General features: G+C 45.2%; 21 protein-coding genes and 1 tRNA gene. 13 read left to right on the top strand and 9 right to left on the bottom strand.

Going from position 1 to position 21,607, the window contains the following annotated elements; translation table 11 throughout:
* Positions 1–2: 2 nt before the first annotated feature.
* From AC0S1O_RS01755 to AC0S1O_RS01745, 3 genes are read left to right on the top strand one after another with little or no spacing between them, the layout of a single operon-like run.
* On the top strand, positions 3–692 hold the full coding sequence (locus AC0S1O_RS01755) for a KaiC domain-containing protein (protein WP_475394046.1): 690 nt from the start codon (positions 3–5) through the stop codon (positions 690–692).
* A 9-nt stretch (positions 693–701) separates the two neighbouring features.
* Positions 702–1,043, top strand: coding sequence for a hypothetical protein (locus tag AC0S1O_RS01750; protein WP_475394045.1), 342 nt, complete (start codon positions 702–704; stop codon positions 1,041–1,043).
* Positions 1,040–1,318, top strand: a complete 279-nt coding sequence (locus AC0S1O_RS01745) for a hypothetical protein (protein WP_475394044.1) — start codon at positions 1,040–1,042, stop codon at positions 1,316–1,318. The genes AC0S1O_RS01750 and AC0S1O_RS01745 overlap by 4 nt, the downstream gene beginning before the upstream one ends.
* Here AC0S1O_RS01745 and AC0S1O_RS01740 read toward each other — a convergent pair.
* Positions 1,315–1,920 carry a hypothetical protein gene (locus tag AC0S1O_RS01740; RefSeq protein WP_475394043.1) on the bottom strand — a complete coding sequence of 202 codons (606 nt, stop codon included), beginning with the start codon at positions 1,918–1,920 and terminating at the stop codon, positions 1,315–1,317. The two genes, AC0S1O_RS01745 and AC0S1O_RS01740, sit on opposite strands and share 4 nt — an antisense overlap.
* 54 nt (positions 1,921–1,974) lie before the next feature.
* Positions 1,975–3,234 carry a tripartite tricarboxylate transporter permease gene (locus AC0S1O_RS01735; RefSeq protein ID WP_475394042.1) on the bottom strand — a complete coding sequence of 420 codons (1,260 nt, stop codon included), beginning with the start codon at positions 3,232–3,234 and terminating at the stop codon, positions 1,975–1,977.
* 119 nt (positions 3,235–3,353) lie between these two features.
* Here AC0S1O_RS01735 and AC0S1O_RS01730 point away from each other — a divergent pair, with 119 nt between their 5' ends.
* On the top strand, positions 3,354–6,338 hold the full coding sequence (locus AC0S1O_RS01730; protein ID WP_475394041.1) for a CARDB domain-containing protein: 2,985 nt from the start codon (positions 3,354–3,356) through the stop codon (positions 6,336–6,338).
* Between the two features lie 8 nt (positions 6,339–6,346).
* Here AC0S1O_RS01730 and argS read toward each other — a convergent pair whose 3' ends face one another.
* The 7 genes from argS to AC0S1O_RS01695 form a co-directional block, all read right to left on the bottom strand.
* A complete protein-coding gene (gene argS, locus AC0S1O_RS01725) occupies positions 6,347–8,002 on the bottom strand; it encodes an arginine--tRNA ligase (RefSeq protein ID WP_475394040.1) in 1,656 nt (551 codons plus the stop codon).
* A gap of 74 nt (positions 8,003–8,076) precedes the next feature.
* A tRNA-Arg gene (locus AC0S1O_RS01720) sits at positions 8,077–8,200 on the bottom strand.
* A 1-nt stretch (position 8,201) separates the two neighbouring features.
* Complete coding sequence (locus AC0S1O_RS01715) at positions 8,202–8,354, bottom strand: 30S ribosomal protein S27ae (protein ID WP_015282997.1); 153 nt, start codon at positions 8,352–8,354, stop codon at positions 8,202–8,204.
* A gap of 2 nt (positions 8,355–8,356) precedes the next feature.
* Positions 8,357–8,656: a 30S ribosomal protein S24e gene (locus tag AC0S1O_RS01710; protein WP_475394039.1), complete on the bottom strand. Its 300-nt coding sequence runs from the start codon at positions 8,654–8,656 to the stop codon at positions 8,357–8,359.
* Positions 8,657–8,658: 2 nt separating this feature from the next.
* Positions 8,659–9,171: a GTP-dependent dephospho-CoA kinase family protein gene (locus AC0S1O_RS01705; RefSeq protein WP_475394038.1), complete on the bottom strand. Its 513-nt coding sequence runs from the start codon at positions 9,169–9,171 to the stop codon at positions 8,659–8,661.
* Positions 9,143–9,328 carry a transcription elongation factor subunit Spt4 gene (gene spt4 / locus AC0S1O_RS01700; protein WP_475394037.1) on the bottom strand — a complete coding sequence of 62 codons (186 nt, stop codon included), beginning with the start codon at positions 9,326–9,328 and terminating at the stop codon, positions 9,143–9,145. Before spt4 ends, AC0S1O_RS01705 begins: the two co-directional genes overlap by 29 nt.
* The gene (locus tag AC0S1O_RS01695; RefSeq protein ID WP_475394036.1) at positions 9,325–9,915 is read right to left on the bottom strand and encodes a DNA-directed RNA polymerase; all 591 of its coding nucleotides are present in this window, start codon (positions 9,913–9,915) and stop codon (positions 9,325–9,327) included. Before AC0S1O_RS01695 ends, spt4 begins: the two co-directional genes overlap by 4 nt.
* Positions 9,916–9,989: 74 nt before the next feature.
* On the opposite strand from AC0S1O_RS01695, the gene AC0S1O_RS01690 reads away from it, so the two are divergent.
* The 9 genes from AC0S1O_RS01690 to AC0S1O_RS01650 are packed head-to-tail and all read left to right on the top strand — an operon-like array spanning position 9,990 to position 21,607.
* Positions 9,990–10,631 (top strand): HAD family hydrolase, encoded by a 642-nt coding sequence (locus tag AC0S1O_RS01690; RefSeq protein ID WP_475394035.1) that lies wholly within the window; start codon positions 9,990–9,992, stop codon positions 10,629–10,631.
* A 27-nt stretch (positions 10,632–10,658) separates the two neighbouring features.
* Positions 10,659–12,020, top strand: a complete 1,362-nt coding sequence (locus AC0S1O_RS01685; protein WP_475394034.1) for a PAS domain-containing protein — start codon at positions 10,659–10,661, stop codon at positions 12,018–12,020.
* Between the two features lie 39 nt (positions 12,021–12,059).
* Positions 12,060–13,892 carry a tRNA guanosine(15) transglycosylase TgtA gene (gene tgtA, locus AC0S1O_RS01680; RefSeq protein ID WP_475394033.1) on the top strand — a complete coding sequence of 611 codons (1,833 nt, stop codon included), beginning with the start codon at positions 12,060–12,062 and terminating at the stop codon, positions 13,890–13,892.
* Between the two features lie 24 nt (positions 13,893–13,916).
* On the top strand, positions 13,917–14,393 hold the full coding sequence (locus AC0S1O_RS01675; protein WP_475394032.1) for a Rab family GTPase: 477 nt from the start codon (positions 13,917–13,919) through the stop codon (positions 14,391–14,393).
* Complete coding sequence (endA, locus tag AC0S1O_RS01670; RefSeq protein ID WP_475394031.1) at positions 14,390–15,259, top strand: tRNA-intron lyase; 870 nt, start codon at positions 14,390–14,392, stop codon at positions 15,257–15,259. The genes AC0S1O_RS01675 and endA overlap by 4 nt, the downstream gene beginning before the upstream one ends.
* Before the next feature lie 33 nt (positions 15,260–15,292).
* Positions 15,293–18,202, top strand: coding sequence for a PKD domain-containing protein (locus tag AC0S1O_RS01665; RefSeq protein WP_475394030.1), 2,910 nt, complete (start codon positions 15,293–15,295; stop codon positions 18,200–18,202).
* On the top strand, positions 18,154–18,960 hold the full coding sequence (locus AC0S1O_RS01660; RefSeq protein ID WP_475394029.1) for a zinc ribbon domain-containing protein: 807 nt from the start codon (positions 18,154–18,156) through the stop codon (positions 18,958–18,960). The genes AC0S1O_RS01665 and AC0S1O_RS01660 overlap by 49 nt, the downstream gene beginning before the upstream one ends.
* Positions 18,957–20,288, top strand: a complete 1,332-nt coding sequence (locus tag AC0S1O_RS01655) for a zinc ribbon domain-containing protein (RefSeq protein ID WP_475394028.1) — start codon at positions 18,957–18,959, stop codon at positions 20,286–20,288. Before AC0S1O_RS01660 ends, AC0S1O_RS01655 begins: the two co-directional genes overlap by 4 nt.
* Positions 20,285–21,607, top strand: a complete 1,323-nt coding sequence (locus AC0S1O_RS01650; protein WP_475394027.1) for a tripartite tricarboxylate transporter permease — start codon at positions 20,285–20,287, stop codon at positions 21,605–21,607. The genes AC0S1O_RS01655 and AC0S1O_RS01650 overlap by 4 nt, the downstream gene beginning before the upstream one ends.

The raw sequence follows: 21,607 nt of genomic DNA, 5'->3' as shown, positions 1-21,607 counted from the left end.
AAATGGAGAGGGTGAAAACTGGAGTTGATGGTCTGGACGACATGCTCAACGGGGGCATTCCCAGGGGGCACAGCATAGCGGTCATAGGTGCCTTTGGAACTGGAAAAAGTACCCTGGCCATGCAGTTCATATGGGAGGGTCTGAAAAACGGAGAGAGGTGCATATTTCTCAGTTTGGAGGAAGATGAGGAGAGCATATTGGAAAGTGCAAGAGGTTTTGGATGGGATTTTGCCACCCATGTTGAAAATGGAAATTTGCTAATCATAAAACTTGAGCCCGAGGATGCGAAGAGCAGTGTTGAGCGTCTGGAGGGTGATATACCTGAACTGATAAGAACCCGCAGGGCCTCACGCATTGTTGTGGATTCAATAAGTTTGATCACCATGATGTACGAGACCGTGGATGAAAAGAGAAAAATAGTATTTAAGTTGAGCAAGAGCATAAAGGAAAGCGGAGCAACCGCACTCTTCACAACTGAGGTGGATCCAACAAACCCAATGGTAAGCAGGGATGGCATTGTGGAATACGTTGTTGATGGCGTAATTCTTCTTTCATTCCTTGAAGAATCCCATCGTTTAAAACTCACCATAAGGATTTTGAAGATGCGCAGGACTCAGCATTCCCGCGAGGTTAAGGAGTATGAGATAGGGGATAATGGAATAACGGTTCTCTCGGAGGCTGATGTGTTCTGAGGTGATCCCATGGAGGAGAGGGAATTGAAAAGGATAGCCGCCCTTTATTTTGGACTCACTCCCACGCCAAAAATACCCGAAAATGCGGATTTTGAAGTGCTTAAAGATTTTGAAGGAGATGTTGATGTGGCAAGAAAATTGAAAATCCGGTGGGAAAATCATATGGGTGCAGAGAGCGGGGTGGCCCGTTTGAGTCCCATGGACATAATGTACTATTTGGGTATGAAAAACACAAGGGAAAACTACAGGAGAGCGGTGGATATTTTAAAGGGGCTTGCAAAACTGCATAATCTGCCTCTGTTAAGGGTCGGGGAAAGGTATCTGCTCGTCAACCCAGAGCACAGGAGGTGAGTGAAATCAAGGAGGACATTTTGAGAAATGTTATTGAGAGCATGAAACTTGACCTTTATGTGGAGAGCAAGATCCCAGAGATGCATGTGTGCTTTTTGTGTGGAAGAATAGGCTACAAGAATTTGCCCATGAAAAAGATAGGAGATAAGTGGATATGCATAGATTGCCTAAGAGAACTCAAGGAAGCCCTGGATTCCCTGGAAGAGTGGGAGCAGGAAATAACCCTGCGACAGGAGATCAAAAAACAGATAGAAAGGGAATTTGGTGGAGATTAGACGGCAAAGGTCTCGCCCTTCGTGTATTCCTTCTTTATGAAATCGATTATTATGCTCCTGTCCCCCTTGAGGTGGGACTCGTACCATCTGGGAATTACCTTCAATAGGATCTCCCTGATCTTATCCAGGCTTGCCTTTTTCACGCTATCATCGTAAAGTATGTACTGGCTGTAAATCCTTTTCAGGCCCGAGTATTTGTAGTACTCCTCTCCTTCGAAGAATTCAAAGATCATCTTGATCCTCTCACCCTCCTCTGTGCCGTAATACACTATTTTCAGAGAATCTCCCGTTCTGTTCTGATCCCTTGTCAAATCCACCAGACTTATCTCCGTAACCGAGGAAAAATCAAAATCCTCGCGGAGGTTCCATTTATCAGGGAAAACTATAAACTGACCCCATTCTGAGTGTGGGGGGTCCATTCTGAAATGAACATTTATCTTGTTGAACTGGAGCCATATTCTCCAGAAATCTTCAATGAGATTCATATTCAGTTCCTTCTTCGTCTCCTTCTCGGTGGAAATTGTTTTTATAACCTCCTCTCTCTTCTTCTCTAGTTCGCTTTCAAGTTTCTCATACCAGTTGACCTCTTCTTTCTTTGCCATTTTAATCCCTCCACAGTAATGTTATTGGTGGGATATAAAATTATCGCCCAAATCTCACAGGTATGCCAGAAGTGCGGGTAGAATGATCACCCCCATTAGATGAACACGCATTGTGCCCAGTTTTGGAGGAAGTAGCCCAATTAGTGTTGCCACCACCGCGAGGAGCAACCCGATCGTGCCCGAAAATATGAAAATAAGCACGCCCAGTGTGAGGATCATCGCTCTCGATATAAGCCCGTACCTTGCCCCAAGATTTCCAATTTTAAGTGCAACGGATTTTCCTATTCTCAGGGTTATGAAGAAGGAGGCAATTGAAGCAATAACCACAGTTAGAAGGATAATCACAAAATCTCTGGGAGGAAGGATTGTGAATTTCCATAGGTTCACGGTGATCATCTGGGAGATTGCACTCACAGCCCCACTTCTGGGTTTCAGGATGAGAAAAAGTGCGAGTAAATTGAATATGTAATTTGATGTGTTCACGCTTCCCAGTGCGAAGATAAAATCTTCTGTATCATCGTTCTTCACAAATAATCTTGATAGGACAGCAGCAACTCCCGAAGTGACTCCGGGTAAAAAACCAACCAGGGAACCTGTGATCGTACCGATTAGAGATGAGAAATAATGGTTCTTCAGCACCTGCACCTTCTCAATCTTCTGCTCTGGCACAGTGGTGTGCTGTGAGAGTATCAGGACGGGTATGCCAAATAATCCCGTGAAAACCGGAAACAGTTCGTTAGGTACAAATCTAAATGGCATGTAATTGTTGTTTAGGGGTATGTTTAAAGCCAGGTATCCAAACATTCCTGATAGAAGGAAGATGAATGAAGCAAACAACAGGTACTTCAATCCCTTTTTGCTCTCCATATACAGAATCCCGAGGATTATTGCCACAAGTATTACGGGAGTGTAGTAAGTGAGGTAATTTGAGAGAGCGAGGTCTATGAGAGCGATCTTGAAGAGTGGAATTATGGGCATCGCAAATAACGTGGCCAGCAACGAGCCGAATGTGGATATGTACACCGCACGATACCCCTGACCCTGAAGAAGTAATCTGTGCATCGGTAGCACGGAGAGCGAGGTATCCTCGCTTGGGGCACCTAAAAATGTGGATGGTATGAAATCCACGAAGGTGTGGGTTATCATATTCGCCACGATCATATTTGCCAGAAGAAATGCATCTATCCGTGTTGTGGCATATATGGAAAGGGCTATTATTGCAACGTTGTTCACGTGAAACCCGGGGGTGAGGCCCGTTAATATGCCAAGGGCAATCCCAAGGAAAACGAAGAGGATGTAGAGCAAAACATCCATGCTTGTGGATTTTTTTCATTTATTTAATTTTTCTCGGGAGATTTTTGATTTCTCAGAAAAGTATATAAATAGAAAGTGATTTTACCCCACACCAAAAAGAAAGATGGAGGGAAAACCCTATGAACACCAAAAATTGGAAAAAAGGAGAAGTGATCGCAGCGATTGCGTTATTGCTGTTTAGCGCCCTGGTATTTGCAGGGACAGTGAACGCTCTTGAGCCACAAACCGGTGAATTGAGTTTTGTACTGATATATAAGGATGTTAATACTGGAGGTAGTGATTTTCTTTCTGGAGTGACCGTTTCACTGTTTGATATTAATGGTAAGTACATATCTTCCACAGAATCCTCTTCAAATGGTATAGTGAAGTTTGAGAATGTGCCCTACGGAAATTACGCCCTGAAAACAAATGGGCAGGTAAAGGGTGGATATTTCTACGATAGTGCATTTGCAGTTGTCAAATTCGGAGCCAGTGGATTAACCACCCTTGATGGTAACAGTTTTGGAAGTTTGACCGTTGACAGGTATGCGCTTTCAAATGTGCTAAACCTCACCGTTGTGAAGAATGGAGAGGTCATACCTGCAACAGTATCTGTATACTTCCATGGTTCCGAAATAGCGGAGAAGCAGATAGGCTCCTATGGGCTATTCAGCCTGCCCACGGGCAAGGTGACCTTGAAGATATCATATCTCGATGGTGGGGTGACCAAGGCCTATTACAGGGAACTCAATGTGAATGGAAATATGAATATGACAATAAACGTGGGCAATGCCCAGAAGATCTGGGGTATTGTTGAGGATGCCAGCACTGGAATGCCGGTGACAACAACAGTTCACGTCACGATAATCAATGAGACCTCTGGTGAGTACACGATACTCCAGTTCCCTGGAGGACCATTCAGCTTCTATCTCGTCTCCCCATCCAATTACAAGGTTGTAATAACTGCCGACGGGTATGGAATAAATACCTATATGGCCAATCAACTCGCTCTGAGCCAGCCAAAGAAGATATCCCTCCAGCCCGTTGAGAATGATGTGAATTACACAATCTCTCTGTCTGATGATCTCACAACAATAGATGTGCAGTACAGTATGATGATAACCAATGAAACGATAATACCTTCACTTCCATTCAACAATACGGGAGTGCTCTACTATCAGATGAAGTTCCTGGGTAAGGATATGAACTTTGCAAGGAATTACTTTGAGAATAACGTGGCCAAGTACACGACAAATCTCATAACTCTCAATGGCAATATATATCAACTTTCAACCTACACGGCATCCTGGAATGGAAATATGCTCACAATAAATGCAAATTACGTGAACAACGATGTTTCCAAGAAATCACTCCTGAAGAATGGAATGATTGAACTCACACTATTTGCAAAGAAAACCACTTATCTTGGCGCAAAGTTGGTTTACACCTACAAGATAAACCTCCCCAATTATCTGGAGAGGAGCACTAAGGTTTCAGGAGCGAATGTGACTGGTTATGTGGGCACAATAACAGTTGCCAATGTGGAAAAGACACCTGTGAAAATGGATCTGAAGGAGAGGAAGAGCCCTGCAATGCGCATAAGCCCGCTCAGTTTCAAGTTTGGATGGAATGGAATGAAGAACACCAACTATGTGGTAAATCAGAGTGCAGATAACTACACAATAGTGGTTCCTGCAGGTAAATCGGTGTGGTTCAATGCCTCCCGCGTGGTGTACGATAGAGTGTGGAATATGTTCAATCCAGAGAATACAACCTATACATGGGTATTCGATGGAATGGTGTATAAATCAGGCATGGGAGTTTACAATGTTTCTAAGACCCTTACCACGGGCAAGCACACACTAAAATTGATGGTTGAAGATATTGGTCAGAACACCAACGAGACCAATATCACGATACTGGCGGACGATTACTATCCAACTGTGAATATGGTCATAGAATATCCATCCGGTAAGATGGTTGCAAAGCTAAGTATGCCCACGATGAACACGATAAAGTACAGTGTTTACGGCAAGAACGGTACGGTTAGTATAACAAATGACACAGCCACGATTCCTGTTACTCTGACATTCAATCAGACCCAGGAGATAATATATGATGCCACAAAGAGTTACGATACCTATGATGGAAAGAATAGGGTTGATTTGCCGATAAATGTGCTCTGGAATTTCAATGGAGTTAAGAGCAGTGGCCTTAACAAGACCTATGCGTTCCAGAAACCGACCAGAAATGGCCCATACACAATAACAGTGAGTTTCACAGATGCTGTAAATCATACCTTGACGATAAAGTTCCATGTGATAGTTAAGGACATAACCCCTCCCGTGCCCAAGGTGAACATCACATCCAACGGTAAGGAGGTTACTGAGATAAAGGAGGGAGAGAACGTCACATTTGATGCCTCAGGCAGTTACGATCCGGACAATGGAACGATTGTATCCTATCAGTGGACAATAAAGGATAAGAATTTCAAGGTTGTGAATGCCACTGCGGGTGTTTACAAGATAATAAACGGTACGCTCAACTCTCCCAAACTGACCCTCCAGTTCAAGCAGTTTGGAACCTATTACATAATACTCAACATAACCGATGCTGCAGGAAATTACAAGGTTTACAACAAGACCTTCAGGGTTGCACCAGTCAGACCCGATCTTTCCGTTACAGACGTTCAGGTTAAGGGAGACAGGGTTGAGGGAAGCCAGCTCACCTTCGTTGTGAATGTCACAAACAATGGAAACAAGGTTGCAAAGGTGTATTACATTGCCCTCATAGTGAACGGTAAGGAAGTGGCAAACAAGACGTTCTATAATCTCAGCGCCGGGAGTTATGCAATAGACAACATAACCTACGCATTCTCGGGAGCCAATAACTACTCTGTTACCGTGAAGGTCTACTGTCCCGATGAGCCGGCGAGTTACACAAGTGACAACAAGAAGGTCATAAATGTGGATATTGCCCAGGCTCCCTGGAAGACCCCCGCCATAATAATAGGAATAATAGTGATCATCATAGTACTCGGATACATTGGCTGGATAGCACAGAAGAAGAAGGCCGGCAAGGGCAAATTCACAAAGAGAACAAAGAAAGAGAAAGCAAAGAAATAAACACCTTTTTACATTTTTTCAGGGGCTTCAATCCCAAGAAGCCCGAGCACCTCTTTTATTAATTTTTTGAAACCTGCCACCAGGGCAAGCCTGTAATTTTTTATATCCTCCGATTCCTTAAGAACCGGGCAGTCTCTGTAGAACTGATTGAACTGGGATGCAAGAGCGTAGCCGTATTTTGCCACAATGTAGGGGCTAAGATTCTCGGCCGCCCTGCTTATCACATCGCTGTACCTGGCCATGAGTTTCAGGAGTTTGATTTCCTGGGTATGGGATACCAGAGAGGGATTGTACTCACCACCCCATTCCGCCTTGCGAAGTATGCTTGCAGCCCTGGCGTGGGTGTACTGTACAAAGGGGCCGCTCTCTCCCTCAAAGTTTAGTGCATCTTCCCATTTGAAGGTCATTGGTTTTTCTTCCTGAACGTTGAGGATGTGGAACCTTATGGCTCCAACCGCTATGCTCTTTGCTATGTTTTTCCTCTCCAATTCTCCGTACTCTCTATTTTTCAAGAGTTCCAAAACCCTTCTCTCCGCCTCATCAACGAGGTCATCTAAATATATTACCCTTCCTTTTCGGGTACTCATTTTACCCTCTGGAAGTTTCACGAATGAATAGAAGAGTGCCCTAAGCGATATTTCCCTGTTGAGAAGTTCAACTATTTTCTTTATGGCTTCAAAATGCAGTTTGTGGTCTTCTCCCAGCACGTCAATGTTCTCTCTGGCAATTTGGGCCTTGTAGAGGTGGTACGCTATATCTCTGAGGGGATAAAGTGTGGTGCCATCGCTTCTGAAGAGGAAAAGTTTCTCCTTTCCCTCAATACCCAGTTCCTTCAGGTCCACGTAAAAGGCCCCGTTTTCCTCCTTTATCCTTCCTTTTAATCTTTCTGCCACCTCTCTCGCTTTTTCAATCAGGGAGGATTCCCAAACAAATCGATCGAAGTGCACGTTTATCCTGTTCAAACTTTCTTCAATTCCCGATAGAATGGAGCCCACATATTCTTTTGCCAAAATTCTTAACTCTTCATCCCCCCTCTCGTATTTCCAGATTATCTCCTGAATCTCCTCTTCTATGCTTTCCTCTTTTTCCAATTTCCTGTAGGCCTCCTGATAATAGGACACGTATTTGTAATCGCCCCTTTTTCCCGAGGTTTCCACGCTGAGATTTTTGATTCCCCACAGGAGCGTGGCAACCTGCTTACCCACATCGTTCACAAAGTACTGAACCTCAACATCGTATCCGTACCTGCGCAGGATCCTGGCCATGGTGTCTCCAATTATGGAATTTCTCGTGCGGCCCACGTGCAGAGGTCCCGTTGGATTTGCACTCGTATGTTCAACGATTATTTTTCCCCTGGGCTCAAACTTGAAGATATCTCCCTCAATTATTGATTTTAGGGTGATCTCCGAGAGTTTTTTTGGATCAATCCAGAAATTTATGTAGGGACCAACTGCCTCTATCCTCTCAAAATACTCACTCTTTCCCATTTTTTCCACTATTTCTCTGGCTATCTGGGCTGGATTTTTGCGAAATTTCCTTGCCAAGGTGAAGCATGGAAGTGTGAAATCTCCGAAATCTTCCTTTGCCTCCTCAACTTCAAGTTCAATACCCACATTTTTTAGCAGCCTGTTTGCCTCGTCTCTGAACATTTGGAGAATATTCATAGGCCTTTATATCCATTCCCTAAAAATAAGTTTTGATGATGCGGGACAGCAACGATGATCTTGAAGCACTCCAGCGGGCCCGCCGGGATTCGAACCCGGGTCCGGGGCTATCTGCAAAGCCACTTTCGGGGGTAAAGCACCTTTTCAAAAGGGGCTTTTCCGGAGGCCCCCAGGATATCCAAGCTACCCCACGGGCCCCTTACTTCTTCTTGAATTCAGTGTAGCCACATTTGCCGCAGGAGTAGCGATCTCCGTGGTCAGCCATAAAAACTCCGGGACCGCATTTTGGACAGTAACGGCGCTTTCTCACGAGTTTTCCATCCTTTATTTCATACAATTCTCTTTTCTGCATTTTCATTCCTCCTCTTTCTTCTCAATCAATTTGTTTCTGATCAGAATGTAATCGGGCTCAATCTTTTTCGCATCTTCAACAGAGTCGTATATCTTTGCAAAGCCCCTTGTAACAGGTGAGCCAAATGGAGTGTGCATATCGTTGAGAATCACCCTGCTCTTATCGGCGTTGAGATTTGCAGCAAGGAGGTTCCTAACCTCATCTCTTGTGGGTGTTTTGCTCTTTGGGTGAGAGACCTCGAATCTTATCTCTATCCTGTGAAGCAGAGGATTCTCCTTCTTTTCCAGTATTTTCAGTTCCATACTCATACCTCCATTTTCTTTATCAGTTCCTTAACTTTATCTTTCTCCTCAGGAGTTATCTTTAGCAGGACTAAACCCGTATTGGGCATTCCATATATAACATTAGCGCCGAGAGGTGCAAAAAACACGACGGGTATGACTGCAAGATCCTCCTCCCCATGAACCACGATCTTCACGTGCTTATCTGAGACCATGGCTTTCTTCACGGCGCTCCAGAGTTCCGGGGTGATTGTGCCTGCGGGATTTTCAACTTGAAGCACCTCTTCTCCAAAATTTCTAACATCCTCAAATACCATTTCTCCCCTCTTTGTCCTGTAATCCACAATGGCAATTTTTGGTTTTATTCCCATTTTGAGGAGGGTATGGGTAACCACATCGCCCACGCAGATGATCATTCCCCCTATATTTTTGACCTTATTCTCATCAATAAGAATGCCATGAATCCTCTGCAGCTCTCCCCTGAGATGTTCTGGTAGAATCAGGGGCTTATCTAACTCGTAGGGCGTACTCTCCATTATCCGCACCCATTGCCTGGGCAATCTGTGATTTATTTTTGTCAAGTATGAACACGTATCCGTGCCACTCTGTTGTGGTTTCTCCACCGCATTTTGGGCACACGTCCTCGGTTGTTATGGTGCGGCACTTTCTGCATGCCTTCAGCTCCAACTTCATTTCTTACCCTCCTTCACCTGCTCCTCAATCCATTCGAGTTTGCCAAGCCCTGGCTGGCGCATCGTTAAGCCAATCTTGCTCTGTCTCGGATTTGCATCGTTTATGCTTAGTGCCACCACTCTTGCTAGGACCTTATCCTTCACCTTCAAGTTCCTCTTGCTCTCCTTGCCCACAAATCTCTTATTATCAAGATCAACGTCAATAACATCGTCCATGATCTGGCTTATGTGCAAGAGTCCGTCAATTGGGCCGAATCTTATGAATGCACCGAATTTGAGAACATCCACAACATCTCCAATAACGACTTCCTGCAACTCGGGATGGAACGCCAGGGCCCTGAACCTCACCTTCTGATACACGGCCCCATCTCCGGGAACTATTATGCCCTCTCCCACCTTTTCGAGTGATAAAATCAGCACTATGATGTACTTTCTCTCCGCAGGATCAGATACCTCCTCACGGGGAAATGAGTAAACATTGCCCTCTATCTTCTCCCTCGCAAGTTCCTCCACGACCTTATCAAGGTCCTCTCCCAGCATGGGTGGAGGAATGCGTATAACATCTTCCTGCTCAACGATTAAATACATGCTTGGGCGAAAGTTTAAGGGGTTTATAAATTTTCGCATTGGAAACTTATATATTGGCATTGGCATACCCTGGTATGCTCAAACTGGTGATATTCGACCTTGACCAGACCCTCGTGAACACTCTGCCCAGATTTTACAGGATATTCAATATGGCCCTGGAGCATTTTAATTCAAAGCCCATTGACTGGGATACCTTCATAGAGGATTACGCCAGGGATACGCTGAACAGGCATGTTCCCGTTGAGCCCAGGGAGTTCTGGGATTATTTTCTCTCCCATTACAACGACATAGTTTGCCAGAAGGATGAACCCATTGATGGTGCCCTGGATGTGCTGAAAACCCTGAAGAATATGGGTCTCAAGGTTGTTATAACCACGGGCAGGATGGTGCCCCCGGAGGAGGTGTGGGCTGAACTTCGCAGGTTCGAAATGGCGGATTATGTGGACCTCGTTCTCACCCGTTTAAACAACTACGGGGATGGTCGCCGCAGGACTGAACTCATAAGGGAGGCCATGAAAAGATTCAATGCGGGAAGGGAGGAAACCGTGCTGGTTGCAGATTACTGGCCCGATATGCAATCCGGGCGGGAGGTTGGAATATTCACCATAGGCGTACTCACGGGTCTTGAGAGCGAGGAAAAATTAAAGGAGAATGGGGCGGATGTGGTGATAAAGAGCGTTAAGGATCTTCCCAGAATCTTAGAGGAAAGGTTTTAAATATCTTTTTGAAAATACATTCTATTAATGCAATCCCGCAGATTGAATTACGAGAAGATTTTTGAGGTTGCGAATGTGGGTGCATACAGAACAACTCCAGATGGCAAGGTTGTTTATGCAAACAAATATTTGGCCAATCTTCTGGGCTATGGGAGTGTTGATGAACTTCTGAGAATGAACCTTGGAGATGGTGGTCATTTCTGTCCCGGTTATTCAAGGGACGAATTCAAAAAAAGCATTGAAAAAAATGGGTACTATAAGGGGCAATCCTGCTGGATATCCAGGGATGGAAAAAGGATTCACATCATGGAATTTGCCATACGCATTCGTGATGGTGATGAGGTGTATTACGAGGGCATCGTTGAAAACATAACTCCTCTGGTGGAAGCGTACGAGAGGGAGAAGAGACTTAAGGAAGAGTGGGTAAATCTTTTCAATGCAGTTCCAGATTCCGTGATTATTCTATCCGAAGATCAGACGATTCTGGATGTTAATAAAGCCACAATTGATCTTCTCCATATGCCAAAGGAGGATATTGTTGGAAGGAAGTGCTATGAAATTTTTCATCAGAGCAATGAGCCACCGGAGGGATGCCCGTTTGTAAAGATGATGGAGAGCAAAGATTATTCAGGAATCAGTGAGATGGTCATGGATACAATTGGTGGAAAGTACCTGGTCACCGTTGCACTTTACGATATGGTTGGGGGTGAAAAACGCATAATCCATTTTGCGAAGGATGTGAATCAAATCTATGATATGCGTGAAAAACTCATTGAAAATTTGAGGAGATACAACAGAATTCTCAAGATGATAAACTCGGTCAACAGTTTATTTTTAAAGGAAAGGAATGAGCATTACCTGATCCGGGATGTGTGCCGGGAAATAGGGGATGTTGAATTCGTTGATGGTGTCTGCATTTCAATTCACGATGATGAGCATTCGATGGATATGGTTAGTGAATGCAATCTGGAATGCCCTAAAAATTGGAATTTGGAGTTTGAAAAGAATGCCCTGAAGTTTTCCGTTGAATATGGTGGCAGGAGTTTCGGACATCTAATCATAGCCCTGAATCAAGAGCCAAATTCTGGTGAAATTGAGCTGTTTCGTACAATTGCCTACGATCTGGGTTATGTGATAAGAAGCATAAGATTGGAAATGGAGAAGGAGAGGATGCAGAGGGAGATTGAAAGGAATATGGAGGACCTGACCATATTGGTTGATGGGATAAGAAATCCCCTGGCAGTTCTTATGGGGATTGCGGAGACAGAGCTACCTCCATCTGTGAGAGAGAGAATTGTGGGTGAGATAGAGAAGATAAATTCAGTCACCAAGAAGGTGGACGAGATATGGAAAAGAACAGAGGATTTGAGAAATTATCTGGAAAAATGAAGAGTGTGTTTTTAAATACACACAACCCATGACCTGAATATGGAACTTAGGGACAGAGATGGCCTTGCCAGGATATGCAAATTTCGCAACGTGGAAACGCCAGCATTAATGCCTGTTGTGAATCCAAACAAGATTGTGATCTCTCCAAGGGATATGATGGATAGGTTCGGCATCCAGGCTATAATCACGAATTCTTACATAATCTGGAAGACCCCGCGCCTGAGGGAGAGGGCGTTGGAAGTGGGGTTGCACAGGATGCTTGACTTTCCCGGGCTCATAATGACAGATAGCGGCACGTTTCAGCAGCATGTTTACGGGGATGTGGAGGTAACCAATCGTGAGATTGTGGAGTTTCAAAGGGACATTGGCTCGGATATAGGTACAATGCTCGATGTTTTCACAGAGCCCCATTACACCGAGGAGGAGGTGAAAGTTGCCATAGAGGAGACCGCAAGGCGTGGAAAGGAGGCGCTGAGGTACAGGGGAGACATGCTTCTGGCCGGGCCCATCCAGGGCTCCATTTACCCGAATTTGCGCAAATATGCCGCAAGATTGATGAACAGGTTGAATTTTGATTATTACCCCATCGGTGGTGTCGTGCCCCTGATGGAGGAGTACAGGTACAGTGAGGTGGCCGAGGCCATAATCATAGCGAAGAAATATTTGGGCCCATCAAAACCCGTTCATCTCTTCGGGGCAGGACATCCAATGTTCTTTCCCCTCGCCGCCCTCCTGGGCGTGGATTTCTTCGATTCCGCCGCATACATAAAATATGCCAGGGATGACCGGCTTCTGTTCCCCCATGGTACCGTTCATCTCAAGGATCTGAAGTATCCTCCCTATTTCTCACCTGTGCTTGACAGGTACGATCTGGGGGAGATAAAGAGCATGCCGAAGAGGGAAAGAATAAAGGTTCTTTCAGAGCACAACCTTTACATAAGTGTTGAGGAGATAAAGCGCATAAAGCAGGCCATCCACGAGGAGCGCATGTGGGAATACGCGGAAGGCAGGGCAAGGGAGCATCCCATGCTCCTCAAGGCCTACAGGAAAATTCTGAGGTACAGAAGATTTCTGGAAAAATTTGAACCAAAATCGAGAAAGGGTGCATTTTTTTACATGGGAAGGGAGAGCATGCAGAGGCCCTTTGTTCTTGGAGTTAAGAGAAGGCTCAGGAATTTCGCTCCCCGCAGTATGGTGATTGAACTCCCGCGCCCTTGGAGCGCAAATTTAAGCGCAATTCCAAAGGATGCAGCTGTGAAAACTCCATTCGGTGAGGTACCCTTGGAACTTGAGGACACCTATCCCTTTGCCCAGAGCGAGTTCCCGTGGGATGAGAAAACGAACTTGCCGGAAGATTATGAAACTTTGAGTTACGGAGAGTTTGAAATAAGAAAAATAAAAGCCATTGCAGATTTTCAGTTCGGTAGGGGTGCGGCAGATGCACTTTTCTCGGGTAAGATCAAAATAATGAAGTCAAAGAACACGGGGAAGATAAGAAATGTGATTGTTGATGGGGAGCATGTGGTATCCCTCCGGGCGGAGGATGGATTATTCACGCTCAAAATGCATGGTGCACTCAGATTACACGGGGCCTTTGAGTCTCCCAGAATGAGGATCATAGTCAATGGGGACTCTGCAGAGTTCAACAGGCAGGGAAGGAACGTATTTGCAAAGTTCGTTGTTGGATGTGATCCTGAAATAAGGCCCGGTGATGAGGTGCTTGTGGTGGATGAAAGTGACACCCTGCTTGCTGTGGGAAGGACGATAATGAACTGCTGGGAGATGAGAAATTTCAGGAAGGGCATGTGCGTGAAGGTGCGTGAGGGCATAGATAGGCCAAGATCTGGATTGACCGAGGTTCAAAAATTTTAAATACCTAATGCCATTGAAAGGTGGATGAGAGCACCAAAAATCTGGAAGGTCTGCGTACTCGGTGACAAGTCGGTGGGTAAAACCTCGCTCATAAGGAGATTCGTGTACGACGCATTTGAGAGCGAGATTGAGGAAACCCTCCAATCAAAAACATGCCGCAGGAAGGTGGGAGATGTCACTCTTCTCATCTGGGATGTTAGTGTTTACGAGCAGAACATAAAACCCATTCTATCCGGGGCCAAGGCCATAATAATTGTGGGTGATCTCACACGGAGGGAAACCCTTGAAACCATGGGTCAAATTGCAGAATTTCTTAATGGTCACAAGGCCCAGAAGATATTTGTGGCCAATAAAAACGATTTGAAGTACCGTGCAGAGTTCTGGAAGGACGAACTTGAGGATATGTCGGATGCATTTGGCTATCCCTATTTTCTCACGAGTGCCAAGACAGGAGAGAATGTGGAAAATGTGTTTTCCAGCATAGTGGAAGGGGCATTATGAACCCGGAAGTTTGCGGTAAGATTGCAGACAAACTCCACTCTCGCGGTTTTGGAAGAAGAAATGGAAAATGCCTGCTCCTTTCATGGGTTGAATTTGCTTATCTTTGTGAGAGAGATATAATCAAATGCGATTTTTCCTCAGTATTGAGGGAAGCATCTGGTAAGTTAAGGAATTTCGATATTTTTTACCTGGTTTACAGGGACCTTCGAGATAGGGGCTATGTGCTGGAAGTTAGAGACACCCATTTCAGGGGAAGAAAGAACTACTCAATGAATTTTTATCCAATGTGTGATATGGACTATTTTCGCCCAGAGGATTTCTTATCCAAGGAATTCCCGCTAATGCTTGCGGTGGTGGATACAGATGGGGAGGTAACGTATTATCTAGTGGATCGAGCCGAGCCCCGTGGAGAGTATTTCAACCTTCCCAAAGATAATTTGGAGGTTGAACTTCTTGGTAAGAGGGCCATTCTTTACTCTCCGCATTTTATTGAATCCACCACCTTTGGGAGGAGCGAGGGTGAGTGGGGTCATCTCAGCGTTCTTGAGGCCATGTACCTGTGGGAAAAGGGTTTGTGTGATAAAAAGCCGCGGGTGAAAACCCGCATTTACCGGGTCTATAGGGATCTAAGAGAGAATGGTCTAATAGTGAAATCAGGTTTCAAGTATGGCACCCATTTCAGGGTGTACGAGAAGAGCATGGAGGAGCATTCAAAGTACCTTGTACACGTTATATCCCGAAGCGAGGAAATACAAAAAATAAGTCGGGCCGTTAGAGTTGCCCACGGGGTAAGAAAAATACTGCTTCTCTCTTATATGAAAGATGATAAGGTCTTTTATTTCAAGGTTTCCTGGGTTCGGCCTTAAGGTTTTAATATGTAAAAATGCATGAGGTGAAGAATGGTGGATACTGTCAAAATAAAGGCAATGGTGATCCTCTCCCTGCTTGTAATTGCCATAGGTGTACCTGCAATATACTACGCCTCAACTGAGAGGGGTATGACCAACAACCCTCCCGTGGCCATAATAACTGCTCCCTCCAAGGGATACGTGGGAGCCCCTGTGCAGTTTTCGGCTGCAAATTCCGTGGATGATGGTTTCATAATGTCCTATATCTGGGATTTTGGAGATGGCTCAAAATCTGCAGGTAAGATTGTGCAGCACACATACACCGCTCCGGGAAATTATACCGTTACCCTCATTGTGTATGACAACGATGGGGCATACTCCTATGCACGCAAGAACATTTCCATAATTAGGATGCCCACCAGGGTGATAAAGACCTCCGTGAACCAGTTGCTTGGAAATGTTTCTGAGTATATAGGCAGGGAGGTGAACGTGTACGGCATATTTGCCTACGGCAGAAATTACAGTTTCTTCCTGGTGAACTCCTCCGGTTACAGGGGAATAAGGGTTTATGTGGAGCCAGGTGCTCCCAAACCCCAGAGGATGCAGTACGGTGATTATCTTGAGGTAAGGGCGAGATTCACCGTGTATCGCAACGAGTTGGAGTTGAAGGTTGAAAATAATGGAAGGGATTATGTGAAGATCCTCTCCCATGGGGGGCACAACACCTATGCCACAATAAACCCCTCCGAATGGAAGGGGTACAACAACTCCTTTGTGCATATTGTGGGGAAGGTCAGTGCAGTTTATGCATCATATCGTTATTCCATAGGTAATTTGACCGTTTATGTATCCTTCAATGCTAATTCCACGGGGTCCCCCGCGATTGGGGATGTTTTTGAGGTGCAGGGTTTTCTAACCTACTACCATTCCTACAGGCTCAACGTTAGTTATATGGAAATATACGTGAGAAATTCAACCTCCGACTTCTCCCGTTACGTCAGCTCTTCCTATCAGAATGTGAGCATTGGTGCACTAATTCAAGATCCTGAGAAGTACAACAACTCTGCAATACACATACCCTATGCATATGTCACCTCCTCCTTCGCATCCTGGAGTTTTGATGTTGGTAATGCAACAAACTCCACTTCCTCCCTTCATGTTTACGTTCAGCGTGGCGGTGTTGTGAAAGGTATGATTTTCAACGGTGCCAGGGTGGAGATATGGGGAAATCTGGTTGTTTATCGTGGTTCCTGGGAAATAAAAATAAGAAATGCAACCACTGACCGGGTTTTGGTTCTCAGCAAACCCACGTACAGGGACGTATCCGTGGAAGATTTACTTGCAAATCCCATCGCTTACAACGGCACCAACGTACATTCCTGGGGAATAATTTCCTGGCTCTATGAAAATTCAACTTCCCACTTCACCCTATTCGGGCTATTCTGGAACGGTTCGGAGGTAAAGGTGGTGGGATTTAACGGCTCCAATATGGGTAATGTTAAGGAGGGCTATTATGCCGATGTTTACGGGCAGTTCACATCCTACAGGGGAGAGTGGGAGATAAAAATAAGGCCCAAATCGTACGATTATGTGTCGGCAAGGCCCCAGAGTTACAGGGAGGTCAACATAACCCAGATACTTAAAAATCCGGAAGATTACAACAACACGCTGGTTCACGTGCCATACGCTAAGGTTAAGAGTGTGGTGGCCAGCTGGCTGTTCTGGGTGAGCAACTCCACATCAAATCCTGTGGATATGAGTGTGTACGTTGAGAGGGGCGGCGTGGTAAATGGTACTCCCTACATCAATGCCACCGTGGAAATCTGGGGGATGGTGAGTCAGTACAACCATACATGGGAATTCAAGATCAGAAACAACACGAATGATACGGTTATTGTAAAAAACACAGTTTCCTACAAGGTGGTGGATATAGAAAGCATTCTGGAAAATTCAAGCGCTTACAACGGAACATTGGTTGAGATTCCAAATGCTACCGTTGTAAGTGTGAAGTACTCTTACCTCTTCTGGGTCAGCAATTCAACATCCAATTCCAAGGATATTGCGGTGTACGCCCAGAAGGGTGTGAGCGTTCCCTATGTGGGGGTGGGAGACACCATAAAGATATACGGCAAGGTTACAGAGCACAATGGTACCTACGAGATACTGATAAGGACAGGAACTCAGGATAGGGTTGTGGTTTTGCACTCCTCGGCCAAGTATGTGAATCTTTCCTACGTGCACGAGGTGGATTCCGATGGAGTTCTGGTTCATCTTGGGGAGCAGGTGATAGTCAATGCCACCGTGATTGCAGCTCCCAACGTATTCTCCTACGTATCCTCAAGCAGCGGGAAACCTATTCTGAAGATGTACGTTGAGGACTCTACAGGGGGTGTTCTTGTATTCGGATATGGCCTGAATTACACGAAACTCAATTTGACTGAAGGTTCCAGGGTTCAGGTGCGTGGAACAATAGCCCAGTACAATGGAGAGGCGGAAATAAAGATCACCTCTCTCAATTACATAAGGTATATGGGCAAGGGTCAGGTTCCCGCGCCTTTGAATGTATCCACAGGATACTTCAAGAACTGGACAAATGCCGAGAAAATTGAGGGGATGCTCGTTGAGGTCCATGGTACAGTGACAAGCGTGAGTGCGGCATCGGGTTACTTCTATCTTGATGATGGAAACGGAAGCATAGAGATATACGCGAGGGCCGCTGGAATTGATATATCAAATATATCTGTGGGAGAGAATCTCACCGTAATCGGCGTTGTGGCTCAGTACGACAAGACCTCTCCCTACACGTCCTATTACGAGATTCTTCCGAGGTATTCCTCCGATATTGTGAAGGAAACCAATACGGGCAAGGTTTTAAACATGCCCCTGAAATCAAAATTTGAAGAGGTGCTTGTATGGAGGATAGATACTGTCCTAATTGCGGCAGATACGTTGGATCATTAGAGGTATGCCCCTATTGCGGAACCAAGATCCCCAAGCATACCGGGTATTATTATGCCAAGTACGGCTCTCTCGCCTTCGCCGTGATCGGTATAATATTTCTGCTCATATTTGCACAGAACATGCCTGTACAATACGTTCAAATAAAGGATATAACCCAGACCTACAATTACGGTACGGTGGAGATCAAGGGCATAGTTTCATCTCCTCCCTCATTGATAACCTATAAAGAGGGCTCATCCACGCTCTACATAGATGTGGATGATGGCACGGGGGTGATGAGTGTACATGTTTACAGTCCCACCGTTGAGAAACTTGCCAGGGCAGGGAAGATCCCTGGGTACGGGGATTATGTGAATATAATTGGAGAGGTTTACATAAGGGGGAGCAACGTGTATATGATACTGAACTCTCCTGAGGAAATAACAATAATAAAGCCCAAGCCGGTGAGCATGAGCATTGGGGATATAAATTCAATACAGTATCCTGATGGAAGGTTTGTGAGGGTAAAATTAAACGTTACGGTGGAAAAGGTGTTTGAAACATCGGCAAAGAGTTACATTCTTAATATAACTGATGGAACAGGGTATATGGACCTGTACATCCCTTACTCTGTGGCAAAATTTTCCTCCATGGACATTAAGGAACTGAATGGTAAGAGAATAGAGGTTGTGGGCTCCCTGGAGTGGTACGGCAGTTTTATGAGCGGCTCGTGGGAACTCATTCCCGGAAGCATCAAGGATATAAGGGTGATTGGATGAAGTGCCCGAGTTGTGGTAGAGAGATACCCGATGATTCTGAAATTTGTCCCCACTGCACTGCAAATGTAAAACACAGGGTCAAAATCAAAACTATTTATGTAATTGCCCTGTCCCTGATAATACTGGCATCTGCCTACGGTGTTCTTGCATATTTTGGAGGGGAAATACCCGTTACCAAGATCAAGGATCTGGGGCTAACAGATAATTACAATTTCATAAGGATACATGGGAAGATTGTGGGATATCCCTGGGTTTACGAGAACGATTATAAGGTAACGTCCTTCAGGTTCAAGGTGGATGATGGTACGGGAACAATAACCGTGAAACTTTATGGAAATGTGATTAAAAGAATGGTGGAAGAGGGGAAAATCCCAGCCATGGGTGATGTGGTTGATATAAAGGGCACCTACATGTACAGTTCAAATTCTCTGATCCTCAACGATGTGGACTATCTAATCATTGAGAAACCCAAATCCAGGGAGATATCAATTAAAAACATAACATCTGCTGCACCCTGGGAGTACAGCACTGGGGAGAGTGCGAATGTGGCTGGAAATATAACAAGCGTTAGAGAATTCAGTTTTGGATTTATATGCTCCCTCGATGATGAATTTGATGTGGTAATTCCAAGGGCCTACTACTCCCTTAATGTGCTGAATTTAAGCGCGCTTGCTTCGGGATACGTACGCATCTACGGGGCCCTTCAGTGGTACCAGCCAAAGGCACCCACGGATACCTACAGAACATTGAGCATATCCCAGCTTGTTGGGTCTCCAGAGAAATACAATGGTACCTACGTGCATATTCCCTGGGCCACCGTTGTTTCCAGAAACTTGGAAAACAGCACGATTTACGTTGAATCCAACGGGTCCATTGTGAGGGTCTATGTTCGCTACGGCATCAAGTACTATGCTCCCGGAGATCATGTGGAGATTCAGGGTAGATTTGTGAACTATCGTGGCATATGGGAGATTTCAGTTACAAGGAAAAGCGATTTTGTGAGTGAGCCAAAATGGGAACTCATTGCGGCACCCCAGTACAAGGTCATAGAGAAGAAGAATTATGAGAAAAATGGCCCGATGAACAAATTCTCCTTCAGGGAAATTGAGGGAGTTGTTGTGGATTATCGTGCATTTTCATACTCTGTGAGTATAACCCTTTGGAACGAGAATGGGAGTTATGTGATTTACGTGGAAAACAGGGCAATGCTCAGGAACATAGATTACGGGCAGCATATTCTCGTCAAAGGGATAGTGACCTACTATAACGGTCAGCCCGAAATAAAGGTTAGACCCTTTACAAACGATGTTGTGGAGGTGATAAGTTGACCATAACATTCCTACTTTTGTGCATAGCATTCGTGCTCTTGGGAGCGCTCATAGGTTCTGCACTATCCATGCTGCCTGGCCTGCATGTTTACAATGTGATTGGATTCTTCCTTCTCTTCTATTTCAGTGCATCCTTTGTTCTTAACTCCATGCTCATGGTCCTGATGCTCATAGGTATGCTTGTGACCTATGCCTTTGTCTTCACCATACCCTCAATATATTTCAGCGCCCCAGATGATTCAACCATGTTCGTATTGATGCCCTCCCTAAGGTATTTGAAGGAGGGCCGTGGACATGAGGCAGTGGTTCTGATAGCCACAGGTGCCTTGACAGGGCTCCTTGCAATAGTGTTCTTCGTGCCCCTTTTGATGGGACCTCTCTCAATAGTATGGAACATAGTTTCAAACCACCTCCACTGGATAATAGGGGCTGTGATAGCATACATGCTCCTCTCCGAGTTTCCCAAGGATTTCGGAAGGCACAAGAACCCACTCCATGGTTTGAAGGAGGGTTGGAAAACCATAATGGCGGGTTATCTCACCTTTTTCCTGTCATCCATTCTGGGCATAATCTCTTTCAGCAAAACAATAGTCCCCGCAAATCATGCTTTTCAGAGTTTGATGGCACCCCTCATAGGATTATTCGCCACGTCCTCAATAATTCTGAATTTGATATCAAAATACGAGATTCCAGAACAGAACATACCAAAGAGTGTGGATGCCAAACCCGTTGAACTCTTGCACGGTGCGGTGGCAGGTTCCTCAGGAGGTCTGTTTGCAGCGTTTCTGCCTGCCGTGACTGCCGGTGTTGGAGGTTATATGGCGAGCCATGGTTTTGCCCAGAAGGGGGACAAGAGTTTTCTCGTATCCATGGGCGCCTCTCGCGTTGTTTATTATGTGGGAGCAATATCCCTATTCTTCCTTCCCGTTCTTCACATTCGTCGCGGTGCTCTTGCCATGGGAATAAATCTCTTCTTCACTCCAGAGAGCGTGCAGCAGTTCTACCTTGTGGATATGGGTATAGCGATTGCCGGACTTTACGCCTTCTTCGTGGTAATATTTGCCTCAAGGTTTCTGGCAAAGAGGATATACAAGATAAATCCCAAGGTACTAAATCTCGTTGTTCTCGGCATAGTGGTCTCCATAGTGTTCTTTATGACATCCTGGCAGGGGTTATTGATAATGTCCGTCGCAACAGCCATAGGTTTGATTCCCGTGCTATTCAACTCCCGTCGCTCTCACTGCCTTGCTGTGATACTCGTGCCAATATGGTTGAATATGAGTGGAATAGCCCTTGGAGGGCTCTTTGGGTTGTGGTAA

Source organism: Candidatus Aciduliprofundum sp. HYA1 (genome assembly GCF_056175085.1).
This window is presented reverse-complemented; position numbering and strand designations above follow the sequence as displayed.

Coding starts and splice junctions, on each gene's coding strand:
- AC0S1O_RS01755 (WP_475394046.1), top strand. CDS start 3: ATGGAGAGGGTGAAAACTGGAGTTGATGGTCTGGACGACATGCTCAAC.
- AC0S1O_RS01750 (WP_475394045.1), top strand. CDS start 702: ATGGAGGAGAGGGAATTGAAAAGGATAGCCGCCCTTTATTTTGGACTC.
- AC0S1O_RS01740 (WP_475394043.1), bottom strand. CDS start 1,920: ATGGCAAAGAAAGAAGAGGTCAACTGGTATGAGAAACTTGAAAGCGAA.
- AC0S1O_RS01735 (WP_475394042.1), bottom strand. CDS start 3,234: ATGGATGTTTTGCTCTACATCCTCTTCGTTTTCCTTGGGATTGCCCTT.
- AC0S1O_RS01730 (WP_475394041.1), top strand. CDS start 3,354: ATGAACACCAAAAATTGGAAAAAAGGAGAAGTGATCGCAGCGATTGCG.
- argS (WP_475394040.1), bottom strand. CDS start 8,002: ATGAATATTCTCCAAATGTTCAGAGACGAGGCAAACAGGCTGCTAAAA.
- AC0S1O_RS01715 (WP_015282997.1), bottom strand. CDS start 8,354: ATGCAGAAAAGAGAATTGTATGAAATAAAGGATGGAAAACTCGTGAGA.
- AC0S1O_RS01710 (WP_475394039.1), bottom strand. CDS start 8,656: ATGGAACTGAAAATACTGGAAAAGAAGGAGAATCCTCTGCTTCACAGG.
- AC0S1O_RS01705 (WP_475394038.1), bottom strand. CDS start 9,171: ATGGAGAGTACGCCCTACGAGTTAGATAAGCCCCTGATTCTACCAGAA.
- spt4 (WP_475394037.1), bottom strand. CDS start 9,328: ATGAAGTTGGAGCTGAAGGCATGCAGAAAGTGCCGCACCATAACAACC.
- AC0S1O_RS01695 (WP_475394036.1), bottom strand. CDS start 9,915: ATGTATTTAATCGTTGAGCAGGAAGATGTTATACGCATTCCTCCACCC.
- AC0S1O_RS01690 (WP_475394035.1), top strand. CDS start 9,990: ATGCTCAAACTGGTGATATTCGACCTTGACCAGACCCTCGTGAACACT.
- AC0S1O_RS01685 (WP_475394034.1), top strand. CDS start 10,659: ATGCAATCCCGCAGATTGAATTACGAGAAGATTTTTGAGGTTGCGAAT.
- tgtA (WP_475394033.1), top strand. CDS start 12,060: ATGGAACTTAGGGACAGAGATGGCCTTGCCAGGATATGCAAATTTCGC.
- AC0S1O_RS01675 (WP_475394032.1), top strand. CDS start 13,917: ATGAGAGCACCAAAAATCTGGAAGGTCTGCGTACTCGGTGACAAGTCG.
- endA (WP_475394031.1), top strand. CDS start 14,390: ATGAACCCGGAAGTTTGCGGTAAGATTGCAGACAAACTCCACTCTCGC.
- AC0S1O_RS01665 (WP_475394030.1), top strand. CDS start 15,293: ATGGTGGATACTGTCAAAATAAAGGCAATGGTGATCCTCTCCCTGCTT.
- AC0S1O_RS01660 (WP_475394029.1), top strand. CDS start 18,154: ATGGAGGATAGATACTGTCCTAATTGCGGCAGATACGTTGGATCATTA.
- AC0S1O_RS01655 (WP_475394028.1), top strand. CDS start 18,957: ATGAAGTGCCCGAGTTGTGGTAGAGAGATACCCGATGATTCTGAAATT.